The following is a 14,346-nucleotide window of genomic DNA, read 5'->3' as shown; positions in this document are numbered from 1 at the left end:
ACAGTCGGCCGAGTACCTCTCACGATCAGTGCTCCTTCATCATCTATATAAGGAAGATGCTGATTGGTGCAGTGAATTGCTTTTTTTTCACACCGGCATCGCTCGGCAACCTCCGTGAGCAAGCGCCTTTCAATCGCTCACATTGGCATGCACGCATCAAGAAACGCTTTGCCACCCTTCCAAGCCTTTCTGGCACCGATCAGCCGCCGCATAAGGCGAAGCTTAACTACAGCAAATCTGGCTCGACCTTTCTATTCTTAGCAGCAGGACAACGTGCTAAAAAATTGCTTACACAAGCAATTCACTAAGGTATATATCCACCATACTCACCCGCTGCCCGATCGCCGTTATTTCACCTTGTCATGGAGAAGCCCTTATGCAAATTCAGGAGAATTCCCCTTTTCGCTGGATCGAACGAGCAGGACTGCTGATCATTACCGCGGTCATTCTGTTCGCTATTGGCGAAAAATGCGTCGCGATGTGGGAAGTCCAAATCGTCACTGTCACCGATATATTGCTGCTGTTCATGTTTCTCGAGCTGATCACAATGGTCAAACTCTACTGGCATGAAGGACGCCTATCGGTACTGCTGCCGATCTTCATTGCCATCATTGGTATCGCGCGTCATATGATGGCGGACTCGCAAGAGTTCGGTCAGCATGACCTGATCTTCAGCGCAGGCGCCATCGTACTGCTGAGCCTGTCACTGCTAATACTGGCCTATTGCCAAGTACGGTTTTCATTCTATCCTTCCCATGAGGATCGCCGCCTTATATCGAGGGATACTCCAGAAGATAAAGACAAGCGCTCCTAAATCCTGCAGTACCTTCTTGCCCCCTCTGGCACACCCTTTGCTGCGTAAAACGTGTTGCCAGAGGGAACCTGATAGGCTAAAGATTGCCATATTCCTATTGAAGCCTCCGCCATTCTGTCATTTATGAGGCTTATATCCCGCAATTCTTAGTAGATACCGCTATATTCAGTGATATGAACGCTAGTTAATGCTCATTTTCAGAGGTTAAGGGCCCACACCACAGAAGAAATTATTCCATTCTCCTGTATAATGGATCCCTTCCTGTTTGATAATTTATCATTATTGATTGGTTCAACGTCTGTATTATTGCCTGCCAAAGGAGCACATGATGAGCTCGGCTCATGACAATCGAACGCTGAACGAACAGCGTCAGACATCGCACCAGCATCTAGGATTGGACGACATCACCATCGTCGACAACAGCACCCTGCGCAAAGCCGTTTCTGCTGCCGCGCTGGGTAACGCCATGGAATGGTTCGACTTCGGTGTATTCAGCCTTGTGGCTGCCTCCATCGGTAAGAACTTCTTCCCGGATGCTTCTCCGACCATTCAGCTGATGAGCGCTTTCGCCGTCTTCGCGGTTGCCTTCTTTGCGCGCCCGCTGGGTGGCTTGGTCTTCGGCCCGCTGGGCGATCGCATCGGTCGCAAACAGGTCTTGGCCCTCACCATGATCATGATGGCGATCAGTACCTTCTGTATCGGTCTGATCCCGAGCTTCAGCGCCATCGGCCTGGCAGCGCCCATCCTGTTGATCGCCTTCCGACTGGTACAGGGGTTCTCTGCGGGGGGTGAATACGGCGGTGCTGCTACCTTTGTGGCGGAGTACTCTCCTGACCGCAAGCGTGGCTTCATGGGCAGCTGGCTTGAGTTCGGCACGTTCGCAGGCTTCATTCTTGCCTCACTGACCGTAGCCGCCGTCAGCTACTTCACTGGCGAAGCAGCTATGCACGACTGGGCGTGGCGCATCCCGTTCTTCATCGCGGGTCCACTGGGTCTGATCGGTCTGTACCTGCGTACACGTTTGGAAGAAACGCCGGCGTTCGCCGAACACGCTGAAAAACAGAAAGCGGAAGGCAGCAGCGAAAGCGTGCCGCTGAAAGAGCTGTTCACTCAGCACTGGAAACCGATGCTGCTGTGTATCGGTCTGGTACTGCTGATGAACGTCAGCACCTACCTGCTCACCACGGTCATGCCGACCTACATGCAGCAGCACGTGACTGATCCGAATACGGGTGAACACATCCGTGCGCTGACTGCTGACGGCATGATGACCTTTATCATGTGCGCCATGTTAATCTTCTTGCCACTGCTGGGTCTGCTGGCAGACAAGGTAGGGCGCAAGCCGCTGATCATTACCGGCTGTATCCTCACCATGATCTTTGCCGTACCGCTGCTGCACCTGGTACAGCAAGGCTCTCTGCTCTGCATCGGTCTGGGCCTGCTGGGCTTCTCACTGATCCAGAGCTGCTTCTCCAGCACCATGCCGTCCAAGCTGCCGTCGTTGTTCTCGACCAGCGTCCGCTACGGCGGTTTGGCGATCGCGTTCAACATTTCAGCAGCGCTGTTTGCGGGCCCGACACCGGCCGTCAACACGTGGCTGATGGATCACACTGGCAGCATTGACGTCCCAGCCTACTACTGGATCGCAGCGGCCATTATCGGTCTGATCACGATCTTGCTGACACGAGAAACTGCATCTCAGCCGTTGGAAGGTTCAGCCCCGGCCGCCTCCTCTCGTGCGGAAGCCCGCGAACTGCTGCAGGAGCACCGCTCTAATTTGGAAAACGAGCTGGAAGAGGTCGAAGACGAACTGCGCGCTCTAAACGAACGTCGCGCGGAAATCATCGCCGACCATCCGCACCTGCACGACGATCACACCTCGCCCAAGAAAGACTGATGGCGTGATGCGTAAATAATGAAGAAGGCTGCCCTACCCGGGCAGCCTTTTTTGTGAGCATTTCCTACCCTCGACATCGCCACCTAGCGGCATTCAGCAACATCTCAGGTTCAACTCTGCGTGGAAAGGCCGATAGCTAAGACAGTCTTTAGCGCGTTAGCGCAGAAACACGCATATTCAATTTCCCCGCTTTCCTGCTGGTCTTGTAGAATGGGAAGGCAGGACGGTCGATCAGCATACCGTGGAGCAAGGTTATTTCAGATGGGCATTCGAGAGTAGTCTCATAACGTCGTGTCATCCCACCGACATATGAAGAAAGATTACATACATTCTCAGTATGCAATGCCGATATGAACGAGACTTTGCCCCAAAAAGTTGGTAAACTTACCTACATCACAAACCAGTGATCATCCCGAGGTATAGAAATGGCCATGAATGAAACAGTGACCCGGGTCACTCAACGCATCAAGGAACGTTCTGCTGAACGTCGTGCTCTGTATCTGAAACACATGCAAGAGCAAGAAGCTCGCGGCGTACACCGCGGCCAACTTGACTGCGGTAACCTGGCTCACGGCGTTGCCGCCTGCTGTGGCGACGACAAGCAGTCTCTGAAGCTGATGAACAGCGCCAACTTGGGCATCATCTCCGCTTACAACGACATGCTGTCTGCTCACCAGCCGTTCGAAGTCTTTCCGGATCTGATCCGCAAAGCGGCTCGTGAAGTAGGCTCCACTGCCCAGTTCGCTGGTGGTGTTCCGGCCATGTGTGACGGTGTCACTCAGGGTCAGCCGGGTATGGAACTGTCTCTGTTCTCCCGCGACACCATCGCCATGGCCGCGGCCATCGGTCTGTCTCACAACATGTTCGACGCCGCGCTGTACCTCGGTGTCTGCGACAAGATCGTACCGGGCCTGTTCATCGGTGCCGCTCGTTTCGGTCACCTGCCGACCGTCTTCGTTCCGGCTGGCCCGATGACGACCGGTATCTCCAACAAGCAGAAAGCTGAAGTTCGCCAGAAATTCGCTGAAGGCAAAGTTGGCCGTAAAGAACTGCTGGATTCCGAATGTGCGTCCTACCACGCACCGGGTACCTGCACCTTCTACGGTACTGCAAACTCCAACCAGCTGATGGTTGAGCTGATGGGTCTGCACCTGCCGGGTTCCTCTTTCGTCAACCCGAACACGCCGCTGCGTGATGCGCTGACGAAATATGCGACTCAGCGTGCGGTCAAAATGACCAAACAGGGCGGCGAATTCACTCCGTTCTACAAACAGGTCGACGAACGTACCATCGTCAACGCAATCGTTGGTCTGCTGGCATCTGGTGGTTCCACTAACCACACCATGCACCTGGTTGCTATGGCCGGTGCTGCGGGCATCACCATCACGTGGGATGACTTCACCGAGCTGTCTACTGTCGTACCGGGCCTGATGAAGGTTTACCCGAACGGCCAGGCTGACGTGAACCACTTCCACGCAGCAGGTGGCATGAGCTTCCTGACTCGCCAGCTGATCAAAGGCGGCCTGATCCACACCGACATCCCGACCGTATTCGGTACCGGTATGGAAGCCTATACCAAAGAACCGTTCCTCGACGGCGACAAACTGGTATGGCGTGAAGGTCCGGAACAGAGCCTCGACGAAAACGTTATCGCAACGATCGAAAAACCGTTCGCGAAAACGGGTGGTCTGGCCGTTCTCGACGGTAACCTCGGCCGCGGCGTCATCAAAACGTCTGCCGTTCAGCCGGAACACCGCAAAGTTGAAGCACCTGCACGTATCTTCAGCGATCAGCACCAGCTGAAAGCCGCTTTCGAATCTGGCGAGCTGGACCGTGACGTTGTCGTCGTTGTCCGCTTCCAGGGTCCGAAATCCAACGGCATGCCGGAACTGCACAAACTGACACCGTTCCTCGGCGTACTGCAGGACCGTGGCTTCAAGGTCGCGCTGGTCACCGACGGTCGTATGTCCGGTGCTTCCGGTAAAGTACCGGCCGCTATCCACTTCACTCCTGAAGCACTGGAAGGCGGTCCGCTGGCCAAACTGCGTGATGGCGACATCATCAGCCTTGACGCAGACAAAGGCGAACTCAACGTCATCATCGACGACGCTGAGTGGGCCAAACGCGAAGTCGTCAAAGAAGACCTCAGCGCTTACCACATGGGCATGGGCCGCGAAATGTTCGGCGGCATGCGTCAGCTGGTAGGTCCGTCTGAAGAAGGTGCTTGCACTTTCGGTGGCTTCGAACAGAGCATGCTTAAAAACAAATAAGCATTCGCCCTGTACGACGAAACCGGCTCCCAAGAGGAGCCGGTTTTTTTATGACATATTATTCGGCCCATATAGTTATCGCTGGATCAATTGAGTATGCCCCACCTGCCCATTCTCTCTGTCTATTACCGTTTACAAACAATAAATACCAGTAGCCACACGCGTTATCATTCAACTTTTTTATTAATTCGCTTATTTATATTCCCCATCCTATACATCTCCCCTCTAGGTAGCGCATAGTCGTCGTTAATGGCATAGCGTGGTCTCCCGCTGCCAGAAGCTCAGCGACGTCCTTGCTGTAGAGACAACACCAAGCCGCTCACCACCATAAATACGCCTTCACTTAAGTACGATGATTACGATTTGCACGCACATTGCAGCCAATGACATGCCGGTATGCGCATGCCCGCGCGATTAATCGTACTGACCCGTTAATGATCATGAGAAATAAGAGGACTGAATGATGTACTTCGAGATGCGTACTTATACGGTCAAGATCGGCAAGATGAATGAGTATATATCACTGTTCGAACACGTGGGCTTGCCCATCCTATCGAAGTACGCCACGTTGGTCGGCTATTGGCAGGCCGAATCGGGAGAGCTCAATCAGATCATCCATATCTGGGCTTATGAAAGCCTTGATGACAGGATCGAGAAACGGCGTGCGCTCTATCAGGATCAGGAGTGGCTGACGGCCTTCATTCCCGAAGCACTGCCAATGCTGGAAAAGCAGGAGAGCCGTATTCTGGTACCCAGCAGCTTCTCCCCTCTCCGATGATCAGCGAAGACCAGAAAGAACAGCTTCAGCACGTATCGGGCGAATACGTGCTCGCTGCACGAGCATCAAAACGCGAAAGGGCCTCCGAGGAGGCCCTTTCTACTGAATCCGTTCACAAGGCAGCGTGGCTAACTTGTGACACGTCAGACGGCGATTAGCAGTCTTTCAGTGCTTCAACGGTTTCGCGGCACAGCTTGGTGATGCCGTCCCAGTCTTTAGCGTCGATCAGGTTCTGCGGCAGAACCCAAGAACCGCCAACGCACATGATGTTGGACAGTTTCAGGTAAGTCGGCGCTTTTTCCAGCGTGATGCCGCCAGTCGGGCAGAATTTAACGCCCTGGATCGGACCACCGAAGGATTTGACAGCAGAAGCACCACCGCTGGATTCAGCCGGGAAGAATTTGAAACGACGCAGGCCGTAACGCATACCTTCCATCAGCTCAGAGATAGTCGCAACACCCGGCAGCATCGGCGCTTTGGCGTTGACGGAGTATTCGAACAGCTCGGAAGTAGCACCCGGAGTCACGATGAACTCAGCGCCAGCTTCTTCAGCCTGTTTGTACTGTTCGACGGTCAGAACGGTACCAGCACCAACGGTAGCGCCTTCAACGTCTTTCATCGCGCGGATAGCGTCGAGTGCACAGTCAGTACGCAGGGTGACTTCGAGGTTCGGCAGACCACCTGCAACCAGCGCTTTCGCCAGCGGTACAGCGTCTTCGATCTGGTTGACGACGATAACCGGCAGCACTTTTGCGCGTGCGCAGATTTTGTCGATGGAAGCGGTGAATTCCGCCGGGAACTGTTTGAGTTCGGACATGGAAAGACTCCTGACAGGAGGTAGGAACGAGGCGGGCAAACCTTCACCCACGCTCTGGATTCATATGCCGGCCCCATGATACGCCCACAGCGCAGGAGCCAGAAACCCTTGGTCTATTGGATTGGCCGACTGATCTTATACCGCACCATTTATATCACATTCACTTGTGCACCCACCTGCGACGGTAGCGCACATTGGCAAGGTGACTAGGTGTCCTATCGGCAGGATTCAGTAGACATTCAGCCAACGCAATGTACCGACAGGCAGTATACCGTGTTTTGGGGTTGCTCTGCAGCGCCAAATCGCCGGAATCGCGGCTAAGTCACGCAGGCTGTCGCCCATTCAGAAACGAATTCCGTATAATCGCACTCAACCTGTAGGGGCGCTGAGCGCTCGGTACATCGCGGCACCCCCTCATCTTCGTGGAGAAACCTAGCTCATGCATGTCATGTCGAAACGTCAGGCGGTCATTACCAGCCGCCTCCTCTTTGCCGGGGGCCTGATTATGATGTTTCCCCTGCACCTGCTGACCTGTCTGCTGGCGGGGCTGCTGGTGTTCGAGCTGGTGAATGCCCTGACGCTGCCGCTACAGCGCTTGATTCCAGGCGAACGCGCACGCTGGCTGGCCGTGGCACTGCTGGGGGCATGCATCGTCGCCATTTTGGCTGTTCTCGCTATTCTAGGGATCAGTGCGGTCTCGCATGAGCTACGCAATCCAGGCACGCTGTTCAACAATGCGATGGACATCATCAACCAAGCCCGCCAGCAGCTTCCTGCCAGCGTCGTCGCTCGGCTACCAGGCAGCGCTGAAGAAGTGCATCAGACACTCAAGGAGCTGCTGCACGAGCATATCTACGACCTGCAGCTGGTGGGCAAGGGGGCGATTCATATCTTCATCACTATGCTGCTGGGGATGATCATCGGGGCTATCGTGGCCCTACAGCGGCCACCCGCATCAACCTCAATGACGCCATTCACGTCCGCCCTGCTGCAGCGTGTGATCCTGCTACGCCAAGCATTTCACAACATCGTGTTCGCTCAGCTGAAGATCTCGCTGGTTAATACCGCCCTGACGACCATCTTCCTGCTGGTGATACTGCCGATCTTCGGCATCCACCTACCGCTGGCCAAAACGCTGATTATCTTCACCTTTGTGGTCGGGCTACTGCCGATCATTGGCAACCTGATCTCCAATACGCTGATCTGCATTCTGGCGCTGTCGGTGTCGTTCTGGGTATCGCTGGCAACGCTCGGCTATCTGGTTGCCATTCACAAGGTGGAGTACTTCCTCAACGCCCGCATCGTGGGGAACCAGATCAATGCCCGCTCATGGGAGCTGCTGGTCGCCATGCTGGTCTTTGAAGCCACCTTCGGCCTGGGTGGCCTGATCGCGGCCCCGATCTACTATGCGTATATCAAAAGCGAGCTGAAGAACGACGGGCTGGTCTAACCCTTCCCCTTCAGCCCCTCCTCGCCTTCCTTACAGCAAAGGCGAACACAAAAAGGCAGCCCACTAGGGCTGCCTTTTCATTTGCCTGTAGATACACAGCCTACCCGCACTATCGCGATAGGGCCGCCGTTGTCGGCCTACAGCCGCTCGGCAGGCATCGGGTCGGCATCCGCACGCCACAGCATATAGCGCACTTCGATATCGGCGGGCGTGTAGATCACGATGGGCATCCGGCTGTTGTAGCGCAGCATGCGGTTAGCATCGACAGCCTGAACGAATGCACTGCGCTCGCTGTCGGGCGGACACGCCTTTTCCGTCGAGACCAACGGATGCTCTTTGCCATACACAAAGTAATCGTAGCCCCAGCCGGGCACGTGACGTTCAACCAGCTCGCCGCCAAACGCGTAGTGGTTGCAGTCGATGGTCAGCGTCTTGCCTACCTGAATTTCAACCTGAAAGCGCGGTTCTTCTGCACGCGCAGGCAACTGAATGACGTGGCGGACCTGACCCGGCTCGGGCTGAGGAAAAGGTGCCAACGCGGCGTTGGGCGCAGCACTGGCCATCGTCGGGCCTAGCATCAGCAGCACGGTAGCAGCGTTCGCGAGAGTGGACATCTTCATATCATGAGGGTTCTTCGTGTCGGTGCATGAGTTACGGTGCCATTACGGCCTCAGTGGGAATACCCACTGTTGATCTGACAGTCCGCGGCGACGAAATCGAATGCCCTGTCGGTATGAATGCTGGGCAGATTACTGTAAAGGCACTGTCGAGCATCATTGCTCATCGCCTTGACATCGATACCGCCATCGACGAGATAAGGAGCAGGTGCGGAACAGCGTCCCAGCATGATCCCTATGATGAAAAGAATGAACGTTGTGACGACGCTTCGGGTACTCATTTCCACTCCTTGGATGTCTTTGTGCGGCGAACGGCATATAACGTCATGCTACACCAGCTAGGTATAGCAATATATATGGTTCATGACATCGCAACGTTCAACATTCGCAGCAGTCAGCTGCTACACTTCGTCCTCGTCTGTTCAGGAGAATGTCCATGAAAAGGATTGTCTTGGCGATGGCCCTGAGCGCCGTCGGTCTGCCCCTCGCAGCCGTCGCGGCACCTGCCTCTCAACCTGCCGTCGACGCGTATTACCACGATATGCTGTCCATCACGCACGATGCGAATCAGGCCGGTGAAGCCTGCATGTCGTCACTCAAGAATCATCGTTCTTCGGCGACAACGCCTGCCTGCCGCACGTTCGAACAGCGCTATCAGCGTGCGGTCGATCAGAGCGAAAGTTTGGCCGCCCGCCTTAAGGTGGCGGGTCAGACCTTGCACCGTTCCGATCCGCGTCTAGCTCAGCTGACGCGTGCAACCGAAACGCTCAACCACTATATGGACAACTATCAAGACCGCCCGTCAGCGGGCGAGCAAGACGGCGTTATGCACATCATGGAAGAACCCATGCACTAACGTCGCTTGATGCTGTCGGCAGGGTCGCATCACCGTCAATTAAACGGCCTGACCTTGCCGACACATCGGCTCAGCCGCCATCGGAAATGGCCGCTGTCAGGCCATAGGCCATCGCGACCGGCAACGGCAGGGTGTGGTCACGGATAGTGATCTCTGTGGGGCGCGTGTCGTCCAACGGGTGTTCGCAGTGCAGCACGCGCTTGCCATCAGCTGACGTCGAGCGCGTTACGTTTTCGCACGGCGTGGCTGAAATCATCAGGTGCTGTCCCGGCGTATGCGCAGTACTGCCCTGTATCTGCAGCAGCACGTTGACAGGAGTGTCGGTTCCGAACAGCTCGGGCGCCACCATCTGACCACTGGTCACGATCGTTTTATCCGCGTGCTCGGCGACACTTTTGGGAAAGGCGATGCTTGAGACCAGCGACATGCTCGCCGTGTCGTAGAACACCACCTGGTACTGCTGATGCGCTTGCTGCTTCGCCTTTTCATCCTCGGCGCTGGGGTGACAGCCCATCAGACCCACGGCCAGCAGTGCGATCATCCATCGTACGCCTCGTAACAGCATGAATACTCCTTACCTTCACTTCACCCAATACCATACTTGATACATTGAATTGATTGAACGCGCCTGTCCTCCATTGGACAGCGAGCACGGCCACAAAGTCGCTTATGGTAAAGACAACCGCTATGGCACGTCCACGTCGAAGGCTGCCTTACAGGCACTGAACGTCGACATGTGCCGCGCGTGTACTACCGTTTACTACCGTTCGCGGGCGGCACAAAGCCCTTCGCCAGCGCTGACCGAGCATCGCACGCTCGCTCTTCTTTATCCCTTATCATCAATCATTAACCCTTATCATCAATCATTAAAAGGACGACACACGGATGTGGGCACTGTCAGGCATTGCCATCGTCATCATTGGCTTCGCGCTACGTTTCAACCCGCTAGTGATTGCCCTTGCGGCTGCGCTCGCCACCGGCATTAGCGTGGGCCTGTCATGGGTAGAAGTCATCTCGCTTGTGGGCACAGCGTTCGTCGACCAGCGCTTCATGGTACTGGTTTTTCTAGTCGTGCCCGTGATCGCGATTCTGGAAGCCTATGGACTGCGCGAACGCGCTCAGCATGTCATGCGTAAGGCACACGCGCTCTCGACCTCACGGCTGCTGATCGGCTATCTGGCCCTGCGGCAGGTGATGTCATCGCTGGGGCTGATGGCGCTAGGTGGACACCCCCAGATGGTACGTCCATTGATAGCTCCCATGGCGGAAAGCGCGGCCCACCACCGCTATGGCATCGTTCCAGGACACTGGCGCGAGCAGATTCGCGCTCACGCAGCGGCCGTCGATAATATCGGCCTATTTTTTGGTGAAGACACCTTTGTGGCCGTAGGGCCTTTGTTGCTGATGCAGGGGTTCCTTGCCGCACAGGGCTACGCCTATGATCCACTTCAGCTTGCGGTATGGGCCATTCCCAGCGCCGTGATCGTCTTCATGCTGCACAGTGCGCGCCTCAGGCATTTCGAGGGCCAACTTCGCCGTGCCAGCCACCATGCCCCTCAGCACCGGGAGGCCTCATGAGCACACTTGATCTGCTCTATCTGCTGATGGGCGTCGTACTGGCCTGTGTCAGCGCATTCACAGCGCTTGATCATCACCATACCCAGCGACTCAAGGCCACCGCATTTTGGTCGATCAATGCCGTGCTATTTTTGGCGGGAAGCCAACTGCCACCCTTCGCATGCGGCGTACTGGTCATCATCATGGTTGCACTGGTGGCAACGCGCGGAGGCATCGGCCGCAGCCAGCGGCCCAAGGTCGATCGCACCCGCCGTGATGCGCGCGCCGCGCAGTTAAAAGGACGCCTTTTTCTACCAATGCTGGTCGTGCCGCCCATCACGCTGGCGGGCACAGCCCTCTTCAAGATAAGCGCTGCCAAAGGCTACCCGCTGATCGACCCGCACCATGCCACCCTGGCGGCACTGGCGTTGGGCATTGGGGTGGCGTTTATCGTGAGCCTGTACGTATTACGTGTACGCCCCGCCCAAGTAATGCGCGAAGGCACACAGCTGTACGACACCATCGGCTGGACGCTCATACTGCCGCAGATGCTGGCCGCGTTGGGGGCTATCTTCGCCAAAGCCGGTGTGGGCGCGCCTATCGCTCAGTTGGTTCAGCAGATGCTGCCACTGGCCCACCCTGAGGTGGCCGTACTGACCTATGGATTGGGCATGGCCCTGCTGGCGTTTATCATGGGCAATGCGCTGGCAGCGTTTCCCATCATGACCGTTGGGGTCGGGCTGCCGTTCATTGTGATCCAGTCAGGCGGTGACCCAACGGTCATGGCCTCGCTGGGCATGCTGTGTGGATTCTGTGGCGGGCTGATGTCGCCGATGGCGGCCAATTTCAACACGCTACCGGCCACGCTGCTCCAGCTTTCGTCACGCCATGCGGTCATCCGGCTGCAATGGCCAACGGCGCTGATTATGCTGGGGGTTAATCTGGGGCTGATGATGCTGCTGGTGTATCGCTAAAGGTGAGGATGCCGCGCTGTAGGGTTACAGCGCGGCGGTACGGGCGATGCGACCATAGCGCTGGCCGCGGTTCTCAACGCCGATAACGGCGCTGACGGGCAGTTCGGCCCCGTAGACGTTTTCGGGCGTCATGGCCGCACTGAGACACGCGGGCCGCTTGCCCACAGGGGCAATCACGATGTGGTGGGCGTCAACGCGTACGATCTGACCGACGTAGTAGCCATTGTTGTATTCGATTTCGGCTCGATCACCGGTACTGCAGCTCAGCAGTATGCGCAGGAACCGGTCATCCGGTACCCGCTGACAGTCACTGTTCACGGACGTCATCTCCTTGCAGATCATGGAATCGACCTCTGTCACAATGATATGACGTGATCCCACTTTTAGCACTCTGTGTTAAATGCTCTGCTTATCTGAATATGTATATATTGAATAACCCAACCGGTTCTTATTCATTTATTATAAGCGACAGACCATGTACTCTTATACTTTCATTCTGCGAACAGGCCAAGGTCACCCGCTGAGACGTGTTCGACAGTGGCATGGCGAACGCATGGCAAAGTAAAGGTGTTCAATAACGATGATTACGCTAAGGAACGTGTCCAAGCGCTTTGAGACACGCCACGGCATCGTGACGGCCGTCGATGATGTCACGCTGCACATAGAAGCGGGACAGATATTCGGCATCATAGGATACAGCGGTGCGGGCAAGAGTACCCTGATTCGTCTGCTCAATGGGCTGGAACTGCCCAGCGAAGGCTACCTAGAGGTGGCCGGTCATGAGCTGCCTAAGCTGACGACCGCTCAGATGCGCACCGCACGCCGGAAGATCAGCATGGTCTTTCAGCACTTCAACCTGCTGTGGTCACGTACGGTCGAAGAGAACATTTCGCTGCCGCTCGAAGTGGCAGGTGTACCAGCCTCCGAACGCCAGCAGCGCGTACAGGAACTGATCGAACTTGTTGGGCTGAACGGGCGCGAGCAGGCCTATCCGTCCCAGCTGAGTGGCGGCCAGAAGCAGCGCGTCGGTATTGCCCGGGCGCTGGCCAACAACCCTGACGTACTGCTGTGCGACGAGGCGACGTCTGCGCTTGACCCCAAGACCACCAACTCCATTCTGGAGCTGCTGTCGGACATCAACCGTCGCCTCGGCCTGACCATTGTGCTGATCACGCATGAAATGAACGTTGTGCGTCAGATCTGTCACCGCGTGGCTGTGATGGAAGCGGGCCGCATTGTCGAAAGCGGGCCAGTGCTGGAAGTCTTCGCGCATCCGAAGCAAGAGATCACGCGTAGCTTCATCCGCCAGTTGACGGGGGCCGAAGACACCGCCGATCAGGTCATTGCCCATCTTCGCAAGGCAAACCTGCCGGGCGTCATTATCAAGCTGACGTTCATTGGCAACCAGTCCGAGCAGCCGCTGATTGCGACATTGATCCAGCGCTACCAGCTGCCGATCAGTATTCTTCACGGTTCGATCAACTACACCTCGGAAGGCGCCTTCGGTTTGCTGTTCCTGCACGTACAGGGTTCACCGGAACAGATTCTCGAAATGCGCACCTTCATCGAAAGTCAGGATGTCGACATGGAGGTCATTTCCTCATGAGCCTTGCAAGCCTTTCCGACAGCAGCCACTTCTTCGGGCTGCTGCCCAATGTCACGTGGGACATGCTACAGACTGCGACCCTGCAGACGCTCTACATGGCATTCGTTTCAGCACTGATCGTGTGCCTGCTCGGCCTGACCATAGGTGTTTTCCTGTTTCTGACCTCGCCGGGACAGGCGCTGGATCGCCCGTGGATCTATCGTCCGCTGGCGCTCGCCGTGAACACACTGCGTGCCATTCCGTTCATCATCCTGCTGGTACTGCTGATTCCGTTCACCAAATTCTTGGTGCACACGACGCTCGGCCCGACAGCGATCCTGCCGACACTCATCATCGGTGCGGCGCCGTTCTATGCCCGCTTGGTCGAGATCGCGCTCAAGGAAGTTGACCACGGTGTGCTGGAAGCCGCTCAGGCCATGGGCTGCAACCTGCGCCACATCATCTTCAAGATCCTGCTACCCGAGTCATCCCCGGCACTGGTGTCCGGCATCGCCGTCACCACCATCCTGATGATCGGTTACACCGCCATGGCCGGCTTCGTCGGCGGCGGCGGCCTAGGTGATCTGGCTTACAACTTCGGTCACCAGCGCGGTATGACGGACGTCACGGTCTGCACAACCCTGATCCTGCTGGCACTGGTTATCATCGTGCAGTTCGTGAGCGACAGGGTCACCCGTCGTCTGGACAAACGCTAAGGCGACTCCCCCCGA

General features: G+C 56.2%; 16 protein-coding genes. 11 read left to right on the top strand and 5 right to left on the bottom strand.

Annotated features, from left to right (window positions below; translation table 11 throughout):
- The first annotated feature begins 56 nt into the window (after positions 1-56).
- The 5 genes from ZBT109_RS03905 to ZBT109_RS03885 all read left to right on the top strand — a co-directional run bounded on the left by ZBT109_RS03905 (position 57) and on the right by ZBT109_RS03885 (position 5,759).
- The gene (locus ZBT109_RS03905; RefSeq protein WP_027706259.1) at positions 57-308 is read left to right on the top strand and encodes a hypothetical protein; all 252 of its coding nucleotides are present in this window, start codon (positions 57-59) and stop codon (positions 306-308) included.
- 68 nt (positions 309-376) lie between these two features.
- The gene (locus ZBT109_RS03900) at positions 377-814 is read left to right on the top strand and encodes a phosphate-starvation-inducible PsiE family protein (protein WP_051524224.1); all 438 of its coding nucleotides are present in this window, start codon (positions 377-379) and stop codon (positions 812-814) included.
- A gap of 328 nt (positions 815-1,142) precedes the next feature.
- Complete coding sequence (proP, locus tag ZBT109_RS03895; protein WP_038279645.1) at positions 1,143-2,711, top strand: glycine betaine/L-proline transporter ProP; 1,569 nt, start codon at positions 1,143-1,145, stop codon at positions 2,709-2,711.
- A gap of 425 nt (positions 2,712-3,136) precedes the next feature.
- Complete coding sequence (gene edd / locus ZBT109_RS03890) at positions 3,137-4,981, top strand: phosphogluconate dehydratase (protein ID WP_027706257.1); 1,845 nt, start codon at positions 3,137-3,139, stop codon at positions 4,979-4,981.
- 460 nt (positions 4,982-5,441) lie between these two features.
- The gene (locus ZBT109_RS03885) at positions 5,442-5,759 is read left to right on the top strand and encodes an NIPSNAP family protein (RefSeq protein ID WP_232012862.1); all 318 of its coding nucleotides are present in this window, start codon (positions 5,442-5,444) and stop codon (positions 5,757-5,759) included.
- 154 nt (positions 5,760-5,913) lie between these two features.
- On the opposite strand, the gene ZBT109_RS03880 is transcribed toward ZBT109_RS03885, so the two are convergent.
- A complete protein-coding gene (locus tag ZBT109_RS03880; RefSeq protein ID WP_027706255.1) occupies positions 5,914-6,576 on the bottom strand; it encodes a bifunctional 4-hydroxy-2-oxoglutarate aldolase/2-dehydro-3-deoxy-phosphogluconate aldolase in 663 nt (220 codons plus the stop codon).
- Between the two features lie 439 nt (positions 6,577-7,015).
- Between ZBT109_RS03880 and ZBT109_RS03875 the strand changes: the two genes are divergently transcribed.
- The gene (locus ZBT109_RS03875; protein WP_027706254.1) at positions 7,016-8,026 is read left to right on the top strand and encodes an AI-2E family transporter; all 1,011 of its coding nucleotides are present in this window, start codon (positions 7,016-7,018) and stop codon (positions 8,024-8,026) included.
- Positions 8,027-8,163: 137 nt separating this feature from the next.
- Here ZBT109_RS03875 and eco read toward each other — a convergent pair whose 3' ends face one another.
- On the bottom strand, positions 8,164-8,646 hold the full coding sequence (gene eco / locus ZBT109_RS03870) for a serine protease inhibitor ecotin (protein ID WP_027706253.1): 483 nt from the start codon (positions 8,644-8,646) through the stop codon (positions 8,164-8,166).
- A 50-nt stretch (positions 8,647-8,696) separates the two neighbouring features.
- A complete protein-coding gene (locus ZBT109_RS03865; protein WP_027706252.1) occupies positions 8,697-8,924 on the bottom strand; it encodes a hypothetical protein in 228 nt (75 codons plus the stop codon).
- 155 nt (positions 8,925-9,079) lie between these two features.
- Between ZBT109_RS03865 and ZBT109_RS03860 the strand changes: the two genes are divergently transcribed.
- Complete coding sequence (locus ZBT109_RS03860; RefSeq protein WP_145984476.1) at positions 9,080-9,499, top strand: hypothetical protein; 420 nt, start codon at positions 9,080-9,082, stop codon at positions 9,497-9,499.
- Between the two features lie 70 nt (positions 9,500-9,569).
- Here the strand turns inward: ZBT109_RS03860 and ZBT109_RS03855 are convergent, their stop codons facing one another.
- On the bottom strand, positions 9,570-10,064 hold the full coding sequence (locus ZBT109_RS03855; RefSeq protein WP_027706250.1) for a hypothetical protein: 495 nt from the start codon (positions 10,062-10,064) through the stop codon (positions 9,570-9,572).
- Between the two features lie 320 nt (positions 10,065-10,384).
- Between ZBT109_RS03855 and ZBT109_RS03850 the strand changes: the two genes are divergently transcribed.
- Together ZBT109_RS03850 and ZBT109_RS03845 are read left to right on the top strand one after the other, a co-directional pair.
- Positions 10,385-11,077 carry a DUF969 domain-containing protein gene (locus ZBT109_RS03850; protein ID WP_027706249.1) on the top strand — a complete coding sequence of 231 codons (693 nt, stop codon included), beginning with the start codon at positions 10,385-10,387 and terminating at the stop codon, positions 11,075-11,077.
- Positions 11,074-12,030, top strand: coding sequence for a DUF979 domain-containing protein (locus tag ZBT109_RS03845; RefSeq protein WP_027706248.1), 957 nt, complete (start codon positions 11,074-11,076; stop codon positions 12,028-12,030). The genes ZBT109_RS03850 and ZBT109_RS03845 overlap by 4 nt, the downstream gene beginning before the upstream one ends.
- Before the next feature lie 24 nt (positions 12,031-12,054).
- Here ZBT109_RS03845 and ZBT109_RS03840 read toward each other — a convergent pair whose 3' ends face one another.
- On the bottom strand, positions 12,055-12,348 hold the full coding sequence (locus tag ZBT109_RS03840) for a hypothetical protein (protein ID WP_145984475.1): 294 nt from the start codon (positions 12,346-12,348) through the stop codon (positions 12,055-12,057).
- Between the two features lie 262 nt (positions 12,349-12,610).
- Between ZBT109_RS03840 and ZBT109_RS03835 the strand changes: the two genes are divergently transcribed.
- Positions 12,611-13,636 carry a methionine ABC transporter ATP-binding protein gene (locus ZBT109_RS03835; RefSeq protein ID WP_027706246.1) on the top strand — a complete coding sequence of 342 codons (1,026 nt, stop codon included), beginning with the start codon at positions 12,611-12,613 and terminating at the stop codon, positions 13,634-13,636.
- Positions 13,633-14,331: a methionine ABC transporter permease gene (locus ZBT109_RS03830; protein ID WP_051524222.1), complete on the top strand. Its 699-nt coding sequence runs from the start codon at positions 13,633-13,635 to the stop codon at positions 14,329-14,331. The genes ZBT109_RS03835 and ZBT109_RS03830 overlap by 4 nt, the downstream gene beginning before the upstream one ends.
- Positions 14,332-14,346 lie beyond the last annotated feature (15 nt).

Origin of the sequence: Zymobacter palmae (assembly GCF_003610015.1) — a bacterium.
Lineage (GTDB): Bacteria > Pseudomonadota > Gammaproteobacteria > Pseudomonadales > Halomonadaceae > Zymobacter > Zymobacter palmae.
This window is presented reverse-complemented; position numbering and strand designations above follow the sequence as displayed.

Excerpts from the sequence above, each read along its gene's own strand:
- ZBT109_RS03905 (WP_027706259.1), top strand. The coding sequence starts at position 57 with ATGCTGATTGGTGCAGTGAATTGCTTTTTTTTCACACCGGCATCGCTC.
- ZBT109_RS03900 (WP_051524224.1), top strand. The coding sequence starts at position 377 with ATGCAAATTCAGGAGAATTCCCCTTTTCGCTGGATCGAACGAGCAGGA.
- proP (WP_038279645.1), top strand. The coding sequence starts at position 1,143 with ATGAGCTCGGCTCATGACAATCGAACGCTGAACGAACAGCGTCAGACA.
- edd (WP_027706257.1), top strand. The coding sequence starts at position 3,137 with ATGGCCATGAATGAAACAGTGACCCGGGTCACTCAACGCATCAAGGAA.
- ZBT109_RS03885 (WP_232012862.1), top strand. The coding sequence starts at position 5,442 with ATGATGTACTTCGAGATGCGTACTTATACGGTCAAGATCGGCAAGATG.
- ZBT109_RS03880 (WP_027706255.1), bottom strand. The coding sequence starts at position 6,576 with ATGTCCGAACTCAAACAGTTCCCGGCGGAATTCACCGCTTCCATCGAC.
- ZBT109_RS03875 (WP_027706254.1), top strand. The coding sequence starts at position 7,016 with ATGCATGTCATGTCGAAACGTCAGGCGGTCATTACCAGCCGCCTCCTC.
- eco (WP_027706253.1), bottom strand. The coding sequence starts at position 8,646 with ATGAAGATGTCCACTCTCGCGAACGCTGCTACCGTGCTGCTGATGCTA.
- ZBT109_RS03865 (WP_027706252.1), bottom strand. The coding sequence starts at position 8,924 with ATGAGTACCCGAAGCGTCGTCACAACGTTCATTCTTTTCATCATAGGG.
- ZBT109_RS03860 (WP_145984476.1), top strand. The coding sequence starts at position 9,080 with ATGAAAAGGATTGTCTTGGCGATGGCCCTGAGCGCCGTCGGTCTGCCC.
- ZBT109_RS03855 (WP_027706250.1), bottom strand. The coding sequence starts at position 10,064 with ATGCTGTTACGAGGCGTACGATGGATGATCGCACTGCTGGCCGTGGGT.
- ZBT109_RS03850 (WP_027706249.1), top strand. The coding sequence starts at position 10,385 with ATGTGGGCACTGTCAGGCATTGCCATCGTCATCATTGGCTTCGCGCTA.
- ZBT109_RS03845 (WP_027706248.1), top strand. The coding sequence starts at position 11,074 with ATGAGCACACTTGATCTGCTCTATCTGCTGATGGGCGTCGTACTGGCC.
- ZBT109_RS03835 (WP_027706246.1), top strand. The coding sequence starts at position 12,611 with ATGATTACGCTAAGGAACGTGTCCAAGCGCTTTGAGACACGCCACGGC.
- ZBT109_RS03830 (WP_051524222.1), top strand. The coding sequence starts at position 13,633 with ATGAGCCTTGCAAGCCTTTCCGACAGCAGCCACTTCTTCGGGCTGCTG.